Source organism: Streptomyces sp. NPDC087787 (genome assembly GCF_044743035.1).
Taxonomy (GTDB): Bacteria; Actinomycetota; Actinomycetes; order Streptomycetales; family Streptomycetaceae; genus Streptomyces.
This window is the reverse complement of sequence record NZ_JBIUVQ010000031.1, coordinates 18,790-36,535: the sequence shown is the minus strand read 5'-3', so window position 1 is coordinate 36,535 and position 17,746 is coordinate 18,790. Positions and strand designations below refer to the sequence as shown.

Here is a 17,746-nt window from a genome sequence, read left to right as displayed (position 1 = left end):
AGGAATCCCAGACGGGCTGATTCGTCACTGGCTGCTGCGGCGGAAGACCATGCCCTGGTCAGTGTGCCGGCGGCAGAGCGCAGGAGCGGCTACCAACTCGCCCTCAGCCCGGTCAGCGTCGCCACCGCCCTCGTCGTCTTCGCCATCGCCGGCTTCACCGTCGTGCTCGCCGGCTTCACCGTGGGCCTGTTCGTCGGTGTCCTCGTCGCGGCCTTCGCGGTGGGCCTCGGCAAGGCCCTGGGGCGGATGGCCTTCGAAACAGGTATGTCGAGCACCATCACCTCCCGGTTCTTCGGATTCGGCTTCAGGGGCTCGGCGATCGGCTCGGTCATCTTCGCGTTCATGATCCTCGGCTTCCTCGCCGTCGAGGCCGCCCTCCTCTACCAGGGCACGCTGCTGATGTTCGGCCTGCCCGATTCGTGGGGATGGCGCATCCTGATCTACGGCTGCATGACGCTGCTGTGGATCGGGCTCGCCATCTTCGGCATCAAGCTCGCCCTGCGAGCCACCGGCGTCCTGATCGCCGTCACACTGCTCGTCACGATCTACATGATCGTGGACATCTATGTGATCCAAGGCGCCGACCCCATGGACGTGTTCACCTACGCGGGAGTCGTCCCCGGAGGCCTGTGGCCGCGATTCGAGTCCGCCGTCTCTGTCATGGGCGCGACGGCGGGAACCATCGCTCTGGTCACGACGGACTTCGCGCGTTACTGCCGCACGCGGCGCGACGTGACGGTCCTGGCCGTGGCCGGCCCGATCACCCAGAACATCGTCATGACCGTCCTGGGCTCCCTCGTCGTGATCGGCGGCATGCCCCAGGTCATCGACTATCTGATGGTCCACAACAAGGGCATGGCCCCGGAGGCGGCCGCCGTCGCGGGCAACGCGTTCGTCATGCAGAACACGGGGGCCTTCTTCGTCATCTTCGCGGGCTGGATGGGCTTCGTCACCATCTACGCGGCCCAGGCCAAGGCCCAGGCGATCAACGCCTACTCCGGATCGCTCTCGCTGGTCAACCTGATCGACTCCCTCACCGGCAGAAAGCCGGGCCGGGCGGCGATGGTGGTCGTCGGCAACATCATCGCCCTGGTGATGATCTCCGCCGGAATCCTGGAGAAGTTCACCCAGTACCTGGCGTACCTGGGCGCCATGACGCTCGGCATGTGCGGCGTGATGATCGCGGACTACTACCTGGTGCGCCGGGCGCGCTTCGACAGCGCCACCCACCGGGTCGAGAAGTGGAACTGGGCCGGAGTCGTCACGCTGGTCCTGTCCGCGGCGGTCGGCGTGGTCCTGATGGCCACCGACGTCCTCGCCCTCGGGTTCCTGGTGTCCCTGGTGCTTGCCGTCGCCCTCTACCCGGTGCTGCGGCACTGGTTGCCCGAGGGCACCGGCACCACGTTCGTCGCGGGCGAGGAAGCTCTCGAAGAGGCCCATTGACCCCTGCCGGCAGCCACGGCCCACGGCACGTGGCTGCCGGCCCCCCACCGGCCCTGGACCAGGGCCGGACCCCACGACTCATCCAGGAGGCTTCGGGATGACCGAGATCATGTGGGACTCGGAGATCTACGAGAAAGCCGCTGACGCCAGGACCCTCGCGTCGAGCGCGGCGGTACCGTCGCTCGCCGATCCCCGTCAGCTGCGCAACACGCTGGGAAACTTCGCCACCGGAGTCGTCGTCCTCACCTATCGGTCCGGCGACAGCTACTACGGGATCACCGTGAACTCCTTCACGTCGGTGTCCCTGGACCCGCCCCTGGTGCTGGTCTCCATGCAGCGGACCTCGCGGGCGCTGAGCTACCTGCTCGAGCGGCCCTTCGCGGTCAACGTGCTCGGGGACGACCAGCTCGCCACCGCGCTGCAGTTCGCCGGCAAGCCGCAGGACACGCACCGCATCGAATGGGTCGGCGACGACGTGGCACCACGGATCAACGGCTCGCTGGCGTACTTCCAGTGCACGCCGTGGGCGGGGTACGACGGCGGCGACCACGTCCTCGTGCTCGGGCGTGTGCTGTCCTACGGCCAGCAGAACGACACCCGGCCCCTGCTCTTCTACCGGGGCCAGTGGGGTGCTCTGGCCGAAGCCGCCGAGCGCGACGCCGGTGAGGGCGCGCAGTCCGAGGGGGGCCGACGGTGATGGCCGACACACAGGTGAACGAGGAAACGAACCGGCTGCTCGCGGAGTTGACGGACATCTACTGGCTCCTGCAGAGCGAGGCCGAGGACAGCGAGCGGCTGCGGCGGCCGACGCCGGTGGTGCAGGACGCCCTCCGCGACAGCGGGATCTTCAAGCTGATGATGCCGGCCGGACTCGGCGGCCTGGAGGCTTCACCCCTGCGGATCCTGCACGTGATGGAGAAGCTGTCCCACGCCGATGCCTCGCTGGGCTGGCTGGTGCGCGCCCTGACGAGTGAGACGGCGACAGCGGCCACCTACCTGAGTGACGAGGCGGTCGGCGAGCTCTTCGGCGACGGCACGTACCCGCTGGTGGCCGGACAGTCGACCGCTTTCACCGGCCGGGCCGTCCGGGAAGGCGGCGGCTACCGGGTGAGCGGGGTCTGGAAGTTCGCCCCGGGGGTGTCGATGGCCACCCACCTCAATCTGGCAGTGACCGTGGAGGGCACGGGAGAGCGGCTGGTCTGCCTGGTTCCCCGTTCGGCCCTGCGGATCAGTGACAACTGGGACATGCTGGGGCTGCGCGCGACCGCGAGCCTCGACTACCGGGCCGAGGAGGTGCTCGTCCAGGACAAGTACGTCTTCGGCATCGGCCCCGAGAACGCCCGGCGAGGCCGCTGCATGAGCCGGGTGAGCCCTGCCCTGCTGGCCGGCCTGCACCAGGCGGCCTGGTCCCAGGGCGTGGGGCGGCGCATGCTCGACGAGCTGCGCGAGCTGACCCGGCGCAAGGACCCTTCCGAGGGCTCCCCGGTCACCAGTGACGAGTTCTTCGCGGAGTTCGCCCGGCACTTCTCGCACGTCCGGGGCACGATGGCGCTGCTGCGCGAGACCTGGCGCGACAACGAGTCCACGCTCGCGACGGGAGCGCAGCTGAACGACGAGCAGGAGACGATGTCCCGGCTCGCCTGCAGCCTCGCCACCCGGACCGCGCTGGAGATCAGTCAGCTCGTGCACCGTTTCGCGGGGGCGCAGGTCATGCGGAACGGCACGTTGCAGCGGTTCTTCCGCGACAGCCATGCCGGAAGCCAGCATCGGGGCTCCTCGCACATCGTCACGCAGAAGTGCGGCCGGATGCTGTCGGGCACCCTGCCCGCCGGGTCGCACTGGGGATTCTTCGACCTGGTGATTCCCGGGCCCGCGGCCGTCGGAAAGGAATGAAGTGAGACTGGCAACCGTGCGCACCCGACAGGGCACATGCGCAGCCCGCCTGGACGGTGACGAGTTCACCGAACTCCCCGGTCACGCCGACGTCGGTTCCCTGCTGGCAAACGAGGACTGGCGGCGGATCGCGGCCAACGCCACCGGGCGCCGGCACCGCAGGGGCGACGTCGATGTGCGGACCGTCGTACCGCGTCCGTCGAAGGTGCTGTGCGCGGGCCTCAACTACACGAGCCACATTCGGGAGATGGGCCGGGAACTCCCCGCTCATCCCACCCTCTTCGCGAAGTTCGCCGACACCTTGACCGGCCCGGCTGACGCGGTGCCGGCCGTGGCGGAGGATCCGGAGATGGACTGGGAGGGAGAACTCGCCGTCGTCGTCGGACGGACCGCGTACAAGGTCCGTGAGGAAGAGGCGGACCAGTACATCGCCGGTTTCACGGTGGCCAACGACATCTCCATGCGGGGGTGGCAGTACCGCACGACGGAGTGGCTGCAGGGCAAGATCTGGGCACGTTCCACTCCCATCGGCCCGGTCCTGACCACGCCCGACGAGTTCGATCCCGCAACCGCCGTGCTGCGCACCACGCTCAACGGCACCCGGGTGCAGGAACACAGGATCGCGGACCTGTTGTTCACTCCGGCCCACCTGGTCGCCTACGTGTCGACCATGCTGCCGCTGCACCCGGGAGACCTGATTCTCACCGGCACCCCCGGTGGGGTGGGAAGGGCTCGCTCGCCGCGGAGGTACCTGCGGCCCGGGGACCTGGTCGAGGTGACCATCGACGGTATCGGAACGGTGTCCACCCCGATCACCTGAGCCCCGCTGCGCCGCCGGCCCGGTACGCCCCCTCAGGGGACGTACCGGGCCGGGCCCGTCGGGTCGACGCGACGCCAGGCACCGGCGCGGGGCCCGGGCCGGGGTCAGGCGAGCTTGATCCGCTGGAGGTCCTCGCCGACGATCACCTTGCCGTCGTACCCCCGCTGTGCCCACTTCTTCCACTTGTGGACGTCGATCGGGTTGCGGGCGACCTCGGAGATGTGCGAAAGCACGAGCATGTCGACCCCGGCCCGCTGGGCGATCGGACCGATCTTCTGGACCTCGACATGGGATTGCAGCAGGTGGTCGACGAAGACCGCGGGGGCGTCGAGCCCCTCGACGCTGATCGCCTCGTGGACCAGTACGTCCGAGCCCCTGGCCAGGGCGATCACATTGTCGCTGTAGGTCGTGTCGCCGGAGAACGTGACCGAGCCGTGGTCGGTGTCGAAGCGGAAGGCGAAGGAGGGGAACACCGGTCCGTGCGGCACCAGGATCGCGGAGACCTTCACACGGTCGTCCTCCATCACGACGAACGGCTTCATCGCGGGCGCGGTGTTCTCGTAGGTGGCACCGACCTCGGGGATCTCGATCTCGTGCACATCGGCAAGGGCGCGGATGTCCTGGATGCCCATGTCGCGCAGGAAGACGTTCGTGCTGTAGGCGTACGCCGCGTGGCAGTCGTCGGTCAGTGCCTTCAGGCCCGGCGTCGGGCTGCCCGGGTTGACCGTCGGCGCCTGTCCGCCGCCGAACTTCGGCGGGAGCCCGCCGGCCGGTCCGGGACCGTAGACGGGAACAGGGCGGGTGAGGTTGTCGTGCTCCTGGTTGGGGACGCTGCCGCCGAGCAGGAAGAAGTTGTAGTAGTCGGCGACGTGGTCGGCGTGGAGATGGGTGATGAAAATGCCGCTCAGGGACGCCAGTGTGAGGCCGGACCGCACGTACTGGGTGACGGCCGAGCGCCCGCAGTCGATCACGTACGTCGCGCCGTCCACGACGAGAGCGGTCGAGATCCCCGCCCGCAGCGGGTCCACCGGAGGGCCCGCCTTGGTACCCAGCAGCACCAGCTCCAGCGCACTCGACGAACCCTTGCCGGGCCCCCGGCCCGAGGGTCGGGCACGGGTGTCCGCCGCCGCCGCTGTCGCGCCGGAGAGGCCGAGGACCACCGGGGTGATACCGAGGGCGGCCAGCACGGAGCGCCGCGCGACCCCGCTTCCGGCATCGGCAGGGGATTCAGGACCGCACAGATTGCACATGGTCATCCGCCTTGGTGTGTGTAATGGGCTGGTCGAGTTCTGCGCTGTCGTCGGCAGTACGCGCTATTGGCTTGCGGCGCCGAATTGCCGGGAAGACTGGCACGCCCGTTTGAGGCCGAGCAATAGAAGCCGTAAGCCCTGGTTTACCCCCTGTCCGTCGGCCTGTGCCGCTACAGGAAACCGCGATGCGACCCCGAGGTCGCCTCTGACCTGCCGCTTCGGGCCGCGGTGGATGGATGGGGCAAAGCGGGAGCCAGACTTGATGTGATGCAGGTCACGTCACCTTCCCCTCGCTCCGCGAAACCCGCGCCGGGCTTTCCTGTCCGCTCCCATACAAAAGCCGATGGGGGGCGACAAAGGATTTTGTATGGAATACAGCCCTCACGGCCCTGCGGCATCCCGGCCCGGCCGGTCCTTGTGGGCGCTGCGCGGACTTCTCGGCTCACCGGGCCCGGGCCTCCGCCTCAACGACGCCGGCGCCGCTCCTGCGCGTGTTCCGGACGGGTATACCGAGCGGTGCGGGGTAGAACGGCTGATGGCTCCCCAGCCACGGGAGTCGGGGATGCCCGTGATCAAGGGCTGTTCCCAGGCATGGACGAAGGAATATCAGTATGGCCAGCGGCACCGTGAAGTGGTTCAACTCCGAAAAGGGCTATGGCTTCATCGCCCAGGACGACGGAGGCCCGGACGTCTTCGCCCACTACTCCGAGATCCAGGGCGCAGGCTACCGTGAGCTGAACGAGGGCGAGCACGTCACCTTTGACATCGGCCAGGGCCAGAAGGGCCCGCAGGCGCAGAACATCGTCCGGGGCTGACCGCTCACGATGATGCGAGGCGGGTTGCCGAACAGGCAACCCGCCTCTTTCGTGCCGCGAGGGCCTGACGACCGGGTCCGGCCGCCGGACGGCCGCGGGATCCAGGCCTTCCGCGCGGCGGCGACCGCGAACAGGCCGGGGCGCTGACCGGCGCCCCCGAGCGGCGGGCCTGGCACCTGGCCGCCGCCGACCGGCCCGACGAGGACGTGGTCGGCGCCCTCGACCAGGTCGCCGTACGCCTTCGGGCGTGCCGCGGCCCGTGGCGGACATGAGGCCGCGTCCGCCGCGTGGGCCCGCGCCGCCGAGATCACCGCGGGGGGGGTGAGGCCCGCGGGCGGCGGCTGTACCTGGCCGCGTCCTCGGCCTGGCTGGGCGCGCACGCGTCACGCGCCTCGGCACTCGCCCGGGCCGCCGCGACGGACCTGACCGATCCGCTGCCGCGGGCGCAACCGCTCGCGCTGCAGGGACAGATCGAGTGGAACACCCGCTCGCTGAACGACGGCTACGACCTCGTCCCGCGGACCGCCGAGGCCGCTGTCGGCGTGGACGCGGCGCTGGTGGCCCAGCCGGCGATGCCAGCCGCGTCGCTCTCGGCGTTCGGCGCCCGGTCCCCGCGCGCGATGAACCCGGCCGCGCTGGTGGCCGGGCCCGCGCCGGACTCGCCGCCCCGGATGCAGGCCGTCCGGGCCGTGCTGCACGGCTTCGATGCCGCCGCCCGCAGCGACTGGGCGGCCGCCGCGGAATCCTTCCGGTGCGCGTTCGCCCTCACCGATGGCCGAACCGGTCGACGACCATGTGCTGCAGCCCAACCTGGGCATCGCCGCGATGCCGATCGCGAATATCGGCCGATCGGCGCCCACCCCATTGACGCGCCGCCCGCCTCCCCCTACCTTCCACCGTCGAAGCGCTTCGACGTCATGCATCGAAGCGATTCGACGAATGCTGTGTGACGTCCCTGATTTCCATCCGACTCCCCTGGAGGCACGCGATGTTGACGGCACGAAGGCGTGTGGTGGCGACGGCGGCGGTCCTCGCCGGATCCCTGCTCCTGGTCTCCTGCGGTGGCTCGGACGGCGGTTCCGCGGACGGCAGGACGCTCCGGCTGTGGCACTACGAGGGCCCGGACAGCGCGATGGGCGCCGCCTGGAGCGAGGCCGTCAAGGAGTTCGAGGCGGAACACCCGGGCGTGAAGGTGAAGTTCGAGGAGAAGGGCTTCGAACAGATCCAGAAGACCGCGCCCATGGTCCTCAACTCCTCCGACGCGCCCGACATCATGGAGTACAACAAGGGCAACGCCACCGCGGGCCTGCTCTCCCGGCAGGGACTCCTCACCGATCTGACCTCCGAGGTCACCAAGCGTGGCTGGGACAAGAAGCTCAGCGCGGGAGTGAAGACCACCAGCCAGTACGACACGGGCGGCGTCATGGGCTCCGGCAAGTGGTACGGGATACCCAACTACGCCGAATACACCATGGTCTTCTACAACAAGGCCCTCTTCAAGAAGTACGGGGTCGCCGAGCCGAAGACCTTCGACGACCTCACCGCCGCGATGGACACGTTCGTCGCCAAGGGCGTCACGCCGCTCGCCAACGCCGGCGCCGAGTACATGGCCCAGCAGTACCTGTACCAGCTGGCGCTGTCGAAGGCCGACCGCTCCTGGGTCGACTCGTACGAGCTCTACCGGGGCAGGACCGACTTCCACGACGCCGCCTGGACGTACGGCGCGACCACCTTCGCCGACTGGGTGAGGAAGGGCTACATCAGCAAGACGTCCAGCGGCACCAAGGCGGAGGACGCCGGTGTCGCCTTCATCCAGGGCAAGAACCCGGTCCTGTTCAGCGGGAGCTGGTGGTACGGCCGCTTCACGGCGGAGAACAAGTTCGACTGGGGCACCGTCCTGTGGCCCGGTTCCGACCTCACCCTCGGCTCCGGCGGGAACCTCTGGGTCGTCCCCCGGGGCGCCAGGAACAAGGAACTCGCGTACGACTTCATCGACATCACCATGTCGAAGAAGATCCAGAACCTGCTGGGGAACAAGGGCGGCGTACCCGTGGCGGCGGACCCGTCCGCCATCACCGACCCGCGGGCCAAGAGCCTCATCGCCGACTTCAACACCGTCTCCGGCCGCGACGGCCTGGCCTTCTACCCCGACTGGCCCGTCCCCGGCTTCTACGACGTCCTCGTCTCCGAGACACAGAAGCTGATCACGGGCAGCGCGACACCGGACGCCTGTCTCGACGCGCTGCAGAAGGCGTACGACAAGGGTGTGCCGAAGAAGTGACGGCCACCGTCGAACGGGGCTCGCGGGCCGGCGGCGCGCACCGGCACAGCAGCGCGCGCCGCCCCCGCCCGCACCAGTCCTACGCCCTCTTCCTCGTCCCCGGTGTCCTCGCCTTCCTCGGCGTCATCGTCGTGCCGTTCCTGATGAACACCGGTGTGAGCCTCACCGACTGGCAGGGGGTCGGCAGTCCCCGGTGGGCCGGGCTCGCCAACTACCGCGAGCTGATGGACGACTCGGAGTTCTGGGCGTCGTTCCGGCACAGCCTGTTCATGGTCGTCGCCATGGCCGCCGTGCCGACGATGCTCGGACTGGTCCTGGCCGCCGCGCTGTTCGACCACATCGGCAAGCACTTCGGCAGCCGGACGGCCACCGTCCTGCGCGCCTGCTTCTACCTCCCCCAGGTGCTTCCCATCGCGGTCGCCGGCATCGTCTGGAGCTGGATCCTCGCGCCTGACAACGGCACCCTGAACGCGCTGCTGAACGCGGGCGGGCTCGGTTCCTGGCAGCAGGACTGGCTCGGTGACCCGGACATCGCCCTCTACAGCGTGATGGGGGTGATGGTGTGGGTGCAGATCGGCTTCCCGCTCGTCGTCTTCATGGCGGGGCTCCAGCGCGTCGAACCTCAGTTGTACGAGGCGGCGGAACTGGACGGCGCCGGCTGGTGGCGCCGCTTCTGGCACATCACGCTGCCGCAGATCAGACCCGAGATCTCGGTCGTGCTCACCTGGTGCAGCATCGCCGCGCTCAAGGTCTTCGGCGCGGTGTACGTGCTCACCAAGGGCGGTCCGGGCGGCGCGACCGACGTCCCGTCGTACTTCTCCTTCACCACGTTCTTCGAGAAGACCCAGGTCGGTTACGGCGCAGCGATCTCCACCGTGCTGACCGTGATCATCATGCTGCTCTCGCTGATCGGCCTGAAGCTCCAGACCCGTGCCGAGGACGCCGAGGAAGGGGTCCGCACATGACGACGAGTGCCCTGCGCCGCTACCCCGTTCTCGTGGCGCTCTGCATCGCGGCCCTGTTCATGGTGGTGCCGTTCCTGATCGTCGCCGTCAACGCGGTCAAGTCGCCGGCCGAGTACTCCCAGCACGGACCGCTGAGCCTGCCGCGGGGCTTGTACCTGGACGGCCTCAAGGACTTCTGGCAGCGCGTCGACTACGGCCAGAAGCTCGTCAACTCGGTGCTGATCAGCGGCTGTGTCGCGGTCCTGGCGGCGGCCCTGTCGATCCTCAACGCGTACGCCATCGGCATCGGGCGCATCAAGGGCCGCACCTGGGTGCTGGCCTTCTTCGTCCTCGCCAACATGCTGCCGCAGGAGGCGCTGGTCTACCCGCTGTACCACCTGAGCAAGCAGGCCGGCCTCTACGACACCCGGCTCAGCGTGATCATCGTCTTCACGGTGCTCCAGGCAGCCTTCGGCACCTATCTGCTCTCCTCCGTGCTGGGCCGTTTCCCGCGCGAGATCATCGAGGCCGCCCGGATCGACGGGGCGAACAGGTGGCAGGTGCTGTGGCGGATCGTGGTCCCCGTCAGCCGCCCCACCATCGGCGTGCTGCTCGTCTTCTTCTTCATCTGGACATGGAACGAGTTCCTGCTCCCCCTGGTCATGCTGATCTCCAACGACAACCAGACGGTGTCGGTGGCGCTCGGCGTCCTCCAGGGCCAACGTCTGATGGACGCCACGATGACCAACGCGGCGGCCCTGCTGGGCGTCCTGCCCGCCCTCGTCTTCTTCCTCGTCTTCCAGCGGACTCTCACCCGCGGCATCGCCGTGGGTGCCGTCAAGTAGGGGGTACGCGCTTGAAGTTCACCGACGGCTACTGGCTGCTGCGCGAAGGCGTCACCGCGGCCCACCCGGTCGAGGTCCTGGACGTGACCGCCTCGGCGGGAGTCCTGGAGATCCACGCGCCGACCCAGCCCATCCGCCACCGCGGCGACCTGCTGAAGGGACCGGTCGTGACGATCAGCGCCCACGCGCCGATGCCGAACGTCATCGGCCTCACGATCACCCATTTCCAGGGCGAGCAGCCCCAAGGGCCGCGGTTCGAGGTACGGCGGGACGACCTCCCGGGTCCCGGGGGGCGTCCGCCGGAAGGCGGCACCGCGCAGGTCGAGTACGACGACGAGTACGCCACCCTGACCTCCGGGACCCTGTCGGTGCGCGTCGCCCGCACCGGGCCCTGGCACGTCGACTTCCTCGCCCACGGCCGCGTCCTCACCAGCAGCGGCCGCAAGGGCATGGGCATCATGCACGACGCCACCGGCGCCCACTACCTGCGGGAGCAGCTGAGTCTGGGCATCGGCACCTCGGTGTACGGCCTCGGTGAACGCTTCGGGCCGCTCGTCAAGAACGGCCAGGTCGTCGACATGTGGAACGCCGACGGCGGCACGGCGACGGAACAGGCCTACAAGAACGCCCCGTTCTACCTGACGAACGCGGGATACGGCGTCTTCGTCGACCATCCGGGCAAGGTGTCCTTCGAGGTCGGCTCGGAGGCGGTGTCCCGGGTCCAGTTCAGCGTGCAGAGCCAGCAGTTGACGTACTACGTCATCCACGGGCGCACCCCGAAGGACATCCTGCGCACGTACACGGCCCTCACCGGCCGCCCGGCGCTCCCGCCCGCCTGGTCGTTCGGCCTGTGGCTGTCCACCTCCTTCACCACCTCGTACGACGAGGCCACCGTCACCTCCTTCATCGACGGCATGAGGGAACGCGAACTGCCGCTGTCCGTCTTCCACTTCGACTGCTTCTGGATGCGCGAGTTCAACTGGTGCGACTTCCGGTGGGATCCGCGAGTGTTCCCCGACCCGGAGGGCATGCTGGCCCGGTTGAAGGCCAAAGGCCTCCACATCTGCGTCTGGATCAACCCGTACATCGCGCAGCGCTCGCCCCTCTTCGCCGAGGGAAAGGCCCTGGGCCATCTGCTCACAAGGCGCGACGGCAGCGTGTGGCAGTGGGACCTGTGGCAGCCGGGCATGGCGCTCGTCGACTTCACCAGCCCGGCCGCCCGCGACTGGTACGCGTCCAAACTGGAGGCGCTGCTCGCACAGGGCGTCGACTGCTTCAAGACCGACTTCGGCGAGCGGATCCCGGTCGACGTGGCCTACGCGGACGGCTCGGACCCGGAGCGGATGCACAACTACTACACGTACCTGTACAACCGCACCGTCTTCGAGGTGCTGCGCAAGCACCGGGGCGAGGACGAGGCCGTCGTCTTCGCGCGCTCGGCGACCGCCGGCAGCCAGCGCTTCCCCGTGCACTGGGGCGGTGACTGCGAGGCCACCTACGAGTCGATGGCCGAGTCGCTGCGCGGCGGGCTCAGTCTCGGGCTGTCCGGCTTCGGGTTCTGGAGCCACGACATCGGGGGCTTCGAGGGCACCCCGACCCCGGCGCTGCTCAAACGGTGGATCGCCTTCGGGCTGCTGTCCTCGCACAGCCGGCTGCACGGCTCCTCGTCGTACCGTGTGCCCTGGCTGTTCGACGAGGAGGCCGTGGACGTCCTCAGGCTGTTCACCCGGCTGAAGATGCGCCTCATGCCGTACCTGTACGAGGCCGCCCGCGCCGCCCGCGCGGAGGGGGTGCCGGTGATGCGGGCGATGGTGCTGGAGTTCCCGGACGACCCCGGCTGCGCGCATCTGGAGCGGCAGTACATGCTCGGGCCCGATCTGCTCGTCGCTCCGGTCTTCGACGACGAGGGAGACGTCTCGTACTACGTGCCCGAGGGGACGTGGACCCACTTCCTCGACGGGCACACCGTGACCGGCCCGCGCTGGGTGCGCGAGCGGCACGGGTTCTCCAGCGTTCCGCTGCTGGTCAGGCCGGGTGCGGTGATCCCGGTGGGCGCGGTGGACGACCGGCCCGACTACCCGTACGCCGACGGCGTCACCCTGCGCGCGTACGGGCTGGATCCCGGGGCGCGGGTGAGCGTGCCGGTGGGGGATGTCACGTTCACCGTCGTCCGGGAGGGCGACACGCTGCGGGCCGCGGGCACCGACCCGGCCGCACCCTGGGCGCTGGCCTGCGGGGAGCGGATCGCGCGGGCGCCCGCGGGCACCGGATTCCTGTCGCTGGAGCTGAAGGCGGCCTGATGGTTCCTCCCCCACTGGAGCTGGACTGACGATGGTGAAGATCACGGACGTGGCACGGCACGCGGGTGTGTCCCCGAGCACCGTCTCGTACGCCCTCAGCGGCAAGCGCCCCATCTCCGAGGAGACCCGCCGGCGCGTCGAGGCGTCCATCCGCGAGCTGGGCTACCGGCCGCACGCCGGTGCCCGGGCGCTGGCCAGCAGCAGGTCGAACGTCCTGGCGCTGGTCGTCCCGCTGCGCTCCGGCATCCATGTCCCGGTGGCCATGCAGTTCTCGGTGTCGGTGGTGACCACCGCGCGCGGGCACGACCACGACGTGCTGCTGCTCACCCAGGAGGAGGGCGACGAGGGACTGCGCAGGGTCGCGGACACCGCTCTGGTGGACGCGCTGATCGTCATGGACGTACAACTGCGCGATCCACGGCTGCCGTTGCTGCGGTCGCTCGACCGGCCCTCGGTGATGATCGGGTTTCCCCTGGAGCCCGGCGGGCTCACCTGCGTCGACCTCGACTTCAGGGCGGCGGGCGAGCTGTGCGTGGAGCGGCTGGCGGGGCTGGGGCACCGCGTCGTCGCGCTGGTCGGGTCGCCGCCCGAGGTGTACGTGCGGGAGACGGCGTTCGCCGAGCGGGTGGTACAGGGGTTCACGGCCGCCGCCGACCGCAACGGGCTCGCGTCCTCCGTCCACCCGTGCGAGGCCACACCCGCGGCCGCCCGCCGCATCGCCGAGCAGATGCTGCGCGGGCAGCCCGCGCTGACCGGGGTGGTCGTGCACAACGAGGCCGTCCTGGAGCCGCTGATCGACGCCTTCGAACGGCTCGGACTGCGCGTCCCCGGTGACCTGTCCGTCACCGCGATCTGCCCCGACGAGCTCGCCGAATCCCTCCGCGTCCCCGTCACCTCGGTCGCCCTGCCGTCCGCCGAACTTGGCGCGCTGGCCGTGGAGTTGCTGATGAAGAAGCTGGACGGCACGGCCGTACCCGAGGCGACGCTGCTGCCGCCCCGGCTGACGGACCGCGCGAGCACCAAGCCGCGCGACGTCCCCTGAAGTTCCACACCCAGCGCAGCACTTGCCGAAGGAGCCGTGACATGAAAGGCACCAGAGGAAGACGCAGAACCACCCTCGCCGTGGCGCTCGCCCTGATCGCGGGCCTGAGCGCCACAGCTCCCGCCCACGCCGGCGACCCCGTGTACCCCTTCCGCGACCCGCGCCTGCCCGTCGACCGGCGCGTCGACGACCTGCTCTCCCGGCTGACGCCCGACGAGCGGATCTCCCTTCTCCACCAGTACGAGCCCGCGATCCCCCGCCTCGGTGTCCGGGAGTTCCGCACCGGCACCGAGGCCCTGCACGGAGTGGCCTGGCTCGGCAGGACCACCGTGTTCCCGCAGGACGTCGGACTCGCCTCCACCTGGGACCCGGAGCTGATCCGGCAGGTCGGCTCGGCGGTCGGCGACGAGGCGCGCGGCTTCCAGCGGGAACGCCCGGCCGGCTGGGGCCTCAATCTGTGGGCGCCCGTGGTGAACCTGCTGCGCGACCCCCGCTGGGGCCGCAACGAGGAAGGCTACTCCGAGGACCCCTACCTCACCGGCTCGATCTCCACCGCGTACGGCACCGGTCTGACCGGCGGCGACCCGGACCACCTCAAGACGGCTCCCACCCTCAAGCACTTCCTCGCCAACAACAACGAGTACCGGCGCGACACCACATCCTCCGAACTGCGCCCGCGCGTGCTGAAGGAGTACGACGAACAGGCCTTCAGGCCCGCGATCGAGGCGGACGCGGCAACCGGGGTGATGTCCTCCTACAACCTCGTCAACGGCCGCCCAGCCACCGTGGACCCCGCCTTGAACGACACCGTGCGCGCCTGGACCTCGCGGGACCTGCTGAACGTGACGGACGCCTTCGCGCCCGGCAACCTGACCGGCAGCCAGGGCTACTACGGCACCCAGGCGGAGGCGGACGCGGCGGCGCTGAAGGCGGGCATCGACAGCTTCACCGACAACGACGCCGATCCCGGACCGACCACGGCGGCTGTCAAGTCGGCGCTGTCCAGCGGACTGTTGAAGTCCTCGGACATCGACACCGCCGTCCGTCACATCCTGAGCATCCGCGTCCGGCTCGGCGAGTTCGACCCGGGGGGCGGCAGATACGGATCAATCGACGAGTCCGTCATCGACAGCCCCGCGCACCGGAAGCTGGCGCGCACGGCGGCGACCGAGGCGGCGGTGCTCCTGAAGAACGACGGAGCTCTGCCGCTGAAGAAGTCCTCCAGTGCCGCCGTGGTCGGCCCGCTCGCCGACACCCTCTGCACCGACTGGTACTCCGGCGCCCTCCCCTACGCGGTCACGCCGAAGGACGGCATCGCGGCCAAGCTCGGCACTCCGGTGACGAGCAGCGAGGGTGTGGACCGGATCGCCCTGAAGGACACGGCGAACGGGAAGTACGTGACGGCGGGCACGGGCGAGGCGGGGGCGGCCCTGAAGGAGACGGCGGACGCCGGTGTGCGTGCGCAGTTCGACGTCTTCGACTGGGGTTCGGGCATCGTCACCCTGCGCTCGGCGGCCAACGGCAGGTACGTCGGCTACAACTGGTCGGATTTCGTGAATGACCAGACCCAGCCCAACGGCTGGTTCGTGCAGCAGCAGTTCGAGCTGGAACGGCAGGCCGACGGGACGTACCTGCTGCGGTACGCGGGGTACGAGACCGGCGAGTCCTGGTGGTCGAACCCGTTCTACCTCGGCCCGGCCGGCGCGGACGGCACGCTCGGCCTCGTACCGAAGGACCAAGCGGCGCACTACGCGAAGGACGTGGTCCGCAGCGGCGTCGACGAGGCGGTCGCCGCGGTCAGGGGCAGGGACACGGCCGTGGTCGTGGTCGGCTCGATGCCCGCGATCAACGGCCGCGAGGCGCACGACCGCACGGACATGGGCCTGGCGCCCTCCCAGGAGGCGCTGGTCAAGGCGGTCCGCCGGGCCAACCCCCGGACCGTGGTGGTCGTGGAGAACAGCTACCCCACCACCCTCGGAGCGCTGCAGAAGGAGGTCCCGGCCCTGCTGTGGACCACGCACGCGGGCCAGGAGACGGGCAACGCCCTCGCCGATCTCCTGTACGGCGACGCGAACCCGGCGGGCCGCCTCACCCAGACCTGGTACCGGTCCGCGTCCGGCCTCCCCTCCATCCTCGACTACGACATCATCAAGTCCGACCGGACGTACCAGTACTTGAAGGGCCGGCCGCTGTACCCGTTCGGCTACGGACTGTCGTACACGGCGTTCCGCTACGGCGGGCTGAAGCGGGTCCCGGACGGGTACGAGGTGGCGGTGACGAACACGGGGCGGCGGGCCGGCGACGAGGTGGTCCAGTTGTACGTCCACCAGCGGACGTCCCGTGACAAGCAGCCGCTGAGGCAGTTGAGGGCGTACGCGCGGGTGTCCCTGAAGCCGGGCGGGACGAAGACGGTGCGGCTGAGGCTGGCGCCGTCGGATCTCGCGCACTGGGACGTCACGCGCTCGAAGTGGGTGGTGGAGACGGGGACGTACGACGTGATGGCCGGCGCGTCGTCGGCGGACATCCGGGCACGTACGTCGCTCAAGGTCCAGGGCGAGACCATCCCGCCCCGGGACCTCGGGAAGGCGACACGGGCCGAGAACTTCGACGACTACCGCGCGATCAGCCTGGTGGACGAGTCGAAGTCGAGGGGAACGGCGGCGGCCGCGACGGCCGACGGGGCGTGGCTGAAGTTCGCGGACACGCAACTGGGCTCCGGCGCCACCCGGTTGACCGCCGAGCTGGCTGGGGCGTCCGGCACGCTCGCGGTGCGCATCGGCTCGCCCGGCGGCAGGATCGTCGGCTCGGCACGCTTCGACGGCACATCGTCCCCGTACACCCACAGGGCGGTGACGGCGCCGCTGGCGGCGGACGCGAAAGGCCGTGCGGACGTCTACCTGGTGCTGAGCATGGGGCTGCGTATGTCGGCCTTCAGCCTGCGCTGAGTTCGCAAGGCTCGCGGGGGCGAGCTGCCGGGCCTCGACGAGTGCTGGGCGGTCTCGGCGACGCCCGGTTCGCGGGCGGCAGGCCGCTACCGGCGAGCGGCGAGCGCCGGAAGAAGACGGTGCGCGTTGTCGCGGTTGATGCAGCGGCGCTGTTGTTCGTCGAGGGCGGGGTCGTTGTCGAGCGCGGGTGCGGTGACATCCGTGACCAGGTGTGCCGGGGTGGGTGGCCAGTCACTGCCGTAGAGAATGCGGGAGGGGTCCACGGTGGACAGCAGACTCGGCGTGGACGACGGGGACATGGGGCCGGCCGTGTCGTAGTAGAAGCGGTGCAGGTAGTCACGGACCCGGGCGCGTTCCACCTTGGGCGTCAGGTGGTCGCTGAACACCTCGACGCGACCGGCGATGTACGGCAGGAAGCCGCCCCCGTGCGGGAGGATGAAGGTGATGTCCGGGTAGCGGTCCAGGGTCCCGTTGAGGATGAGGCTGATCGCCGCCCGTGTGGTGTCCATCAGGAAGTCGCACAGGAACGGCGGTACGCCCTCCAGCTCCGCGCCGCCTCCGGGAACGTCCATCGGGTGCGTACTGACGACGGCCGAGCGCTCGTTCAGCTCCGCCAGGATTCTGTCCTGGTCGGGATGGCCGAGGTAGACACCCTTGACGCTGGTGCGCACACTGACGCCGACAGCCCCGAGTTCGTCCATTCCGTGGGTGAGCGACCACATGGAGAGCTCGGGGCTGTCGAGGAACAGGGGGGTGTAGAAGGCGAAGCGGCCGGGATGGCTTGCGGCGAGGTCGCCGGCGGCCTGCAGGGCGACATGGGCGCTTTCCTTGCGGACCTTCGGATCCTGGATGCGGCCCAGCATCGCGACGGTGAACACGCTGGTCCGGATGCCCGCCGCGTCCATCATTCCGAGAGCCGTGCCGAGGTCCCACTGGGTCCACCGCGGCAGGTTCCCCCGCTGGACGATCTCTTGTCTCTCCGCCCAGTCGAGCCATTCCGGCGCGGTGTAGTGATGGTGCACGTCCACACGCGCCCGGCGTGCGTCGCCCTCGCCCGCCCCGGTCGGCCCGCTGTTGGCTATGCCGGTCAGCGGGGCCGTACCCGCGGCCGTCTGTATATCTGTCATGGACAGGCTCCCGTTTCTGTGGTGACGCCGGTGACGCCCGA

Annotated in this window: 14 protein-coding genes; 12 read left to right on the top strand and 2 right to left on the bottom strand. The window is 69.6% G+C overall.

What is annotated here, in order from left to right; translation table 11 throughout:
* Window positions 1-63: 63 nt before the first annotated feature.
* The 4 genes from ACIOWN_RS32565 (at window position 64) to ACIOWN_RS32550 (ending at window position 4,156) form a co-directional block, all read left to right on the top strand.
* The gene (locus ACIOWN_RS32565) at window positions 64-1,443 is read left to right on the top strand and encodes a cytosine permease (protein WP_362348846.1); all 1,380 of its coding nucleotides are present in this window, start codon (window positions 64-66) and stop codon (window positions 1,441-1,443) included.
* A 97-nt stretch (window positions 1,444-1,540) separates the two neighbouring features.
* Entirely contained in the window at window positions 1,541-2,140 is a 600-nt protein-coding gene (locus ACIOWN_RS32560) for a flavin reductase family protein (protein ID WP_401984219.1), read from the top strand.
* Window positions 2,140-3,336, top strand: coding sequence for an acyl-CoA dehydrogenase (locus tag ACIOWN_RS32555; RefSeq protein ID WP_401984217.1), 1,197 nt, complete (start codon window positions 2,140-2,142; stop codon window positions 3,334-3,336). Before ACIOWN_RS32560 ends, ACIOWN_RS32555 begins: the two co-directional genes overlap by 1 nt.
* A gap of 1 nt (window position 3,337) precedes the next feature.
* Window positions 3,338-4,156, top strand: coding sequence for a fumarylacetoacetate hydrolase family protein (locus tag ACIOWN_RS32550; protein WP_401984215.1), 819 nt, complete (start codon window positions 3,338-3,340; stop codon window positions 4,154-4,156).
* A 104-nt stretch (window positions 4,157-4,260) separates the two neighbouring features.
* On the opposite strand, the gene ACIOWN_RS32545 is transcribed toward ACIOWN_RS32550, so the two are convergent.
* A complete protein-coding gene (locus ACIOWN_RS32545) occupies window positions 4,261-5,412 on the bottom strand; it encodes an MBL fold metallo-hydrolase (RefSeq protein WP_362348853.1) in 1,152 nt (383 codons plus the stop codon).
* A 605-nt stretch (window positions 5,413-6,017) separates the two neighbouring features.
* Between ACIOWN_RS32545 and ACIOWN_RS32540 the strand changes: the two genes are divergently transcribed.
* The 8 genes from ACIOWN_RS32540 to ACIOWN_RS32505 all read left to right on the top strand — a co-directional run bounded on the left by ACIOWN_RS32540 (window position 6,018) and on the right by ACIOWN_RS32505 (window position 16,578).
* Entirely contained in the window at window positions 6,018-6,221 is a 204-nt protein-coding gene (locus tag ACIOWN_RS32540; RefSeq protein WP_362348855.1) for a cold-shock protein, read from the top strand.
* 287 nt (window positions 6,222-6,508) lie between these two features.
* Complete coding sequence (locus tag ACIOWN_RS32535; RefSeq protein WP_401984213.1) at window positions 6,509-7,171, top strand: hypothetical protein; 663 nt, start codon at window positions 6,509-6,511, stop codon at window positions 7,169-7,171.
* Window positions 7,172-7,209: 38 nt separating this feature from the next.
* On the top strand, window positions 7,210-8,502 hold the full coding sequence (locus ACIOWN_RS32530; protein WP_401984211.1) for an ABC transporter substrate-binding protein: 1,293 nt from the start codon (window positions 7,210-7,212) through the stop codon (window positions 8,500-8,502).
* Window positions 8,499-9,467 (top strand): carbohydrate ABC transporter permease, encoded by a 969-nt coding sequence (locus ACIOWN_RS32525; protein WP_401984210.1) that lies wholly within the window; start codon window positions 8,499-8,501, stop codon window positions 9,465-9,467. Before ACIOWN_RS32530 ends, ACIOWN_RS32525 begins: the two co-directional genes overlap by 4 nt.
* Window positions 9,464-10,291 (top strand): carbohydrate ABC transporter permease, encoded by an 828-nt coding sequence (locus tag ACIOWN_RS32520; RefSeq protein WP_401984208.1) that lies wholly within the window; start codon window positions 9,464-9,466, stop codon window positions 10,289-10,291. Before ACIOWN_RS32525 ends, ACIOWN_RS32520 begins: the two co-directional genes overlap by 4 nt.
* Before the next feature lie 11 nt (window positions 10,292-10,302).
* Window positions 10,303-12,591, top strand: coding sequence for an alpha-xylosidase (gene yicI, locus ACIOWN_RS32515; protein WP_401984206.1), 2,289 nt, complete (start codon window positions 10,303-10,305; stop codon window positions 12,589-12,591).
* 31 nt (window positions 12,592-12,622) lie between these two features.
* Window positions 12,623-13,633 (top strand): LacI family DNA-binding transcriptional regulator, encoded by a 1,011-nt coding sequence (locus ACIOWN_RS32510; RefSeq protein WP_401984205.1) that lies wholly within the window; start codon window positions 12,623-12,625, stop codon window positions 13,631-13,633.
* Window positions 13,634-13,674: 41 nt separating this feature from the next.
* A complete protein-coding gene (locus ACIOWN_RS32505) occupies window positions 13,675-16,578 on the top strand; it encodes a glycoside hydrolase family 3 C-terminal domain-containing protein (RefSeq protein ID WP_401984204.1) in 2,904 nt (967 codons plus the stop codon).
* Window positions 16,579-16,664: 86 nt separating this feature from the next.
* On the opposite strand, the gene ACIOWN_RS32500 is transcribed toward ACIOWN_RS32505, so the two are convergent.
* Entirely contained in the window at window positions 16,665-17,705 is a 1,041-nt protein-coding gene (locus tag ACIOWN_RS32500) for an amidohydrolase family protein (RefSeq protein ID WP_362348867.1), read from the bottom strand.
* Between the last annotated feature and the right edge of the window lie 41 nt (window positions 17,706-17,746).

Excerpts from the sequence above, each read along its gene's own strand:
- ACIOWN_RS32560 (WP_401984219.1), top strand. The coding sequence starts at position 1,541 with ATGACCGAGATCATGTGGGACTCGGAGATCTACGAGAAAGCCGCTGAC.
- ACIOWN_RS32555 (WP_401984217.1), top strand. The coding sequence starts at position 2,140 with ATGGCCGACACACAGGTGAACGAGGAAACGAACCGGCTGCTCGCGGAG.
- ACIOWN_RS32545 (WP_362348853.1), bottom strand. The coding sequence starts at position 5,412 with ATGACCATGTGCAATCTGTGCGGTCCTGAATCCCCTGCCGATGCCGGA.
- ACIOWN_RS32540 (WP_362348855.1), top strand. The coding sequence starts at position 6,018 with ATGGCCAGCGGCACCGTGAAGTGGTTCAACTCCGAAAAGGGCTATGGC.
- ACIOWN_RS32530 (WP_401984211.1), top strand. The coding sequence starts at position 7,210 with ATGTTGACGGCACGAAGGCGTGTGGTGGCGACGGCGGCGGTCCTCGCC.
- ACIOWN_RS32520 (WP_401984208.1), top strand. The coding sequence starts at position 9,464 with ATGACGACGAGTGCCCTGCGCCGCTACCCCGTTCTCGTGGCGCTCTGC.
- ACIOWN_RS32510 (WP_401984205.1), top strand. The coding sequence starts at position 12,623 with ATGGTGAAGATCACGGACGTGGCACGGCACGCGGGTGTGTCCCCGAGC.
- ACIOWN_RS32505 (WP_401984204.1), top strand. The coding sequence starts at position 13,675 with ATGAAAGGCACCAGAGGAAGACGCAGAACCACCCTCGCCGTGGCGCTC.
- ACIOWN_RS32500 (WP_362348867.1), bottom strand. The coding sequence starts at position 17,705 with ATGACAGATATACAGACGGCCGCGGGTACGGCCCCGCTGACCGGCATA.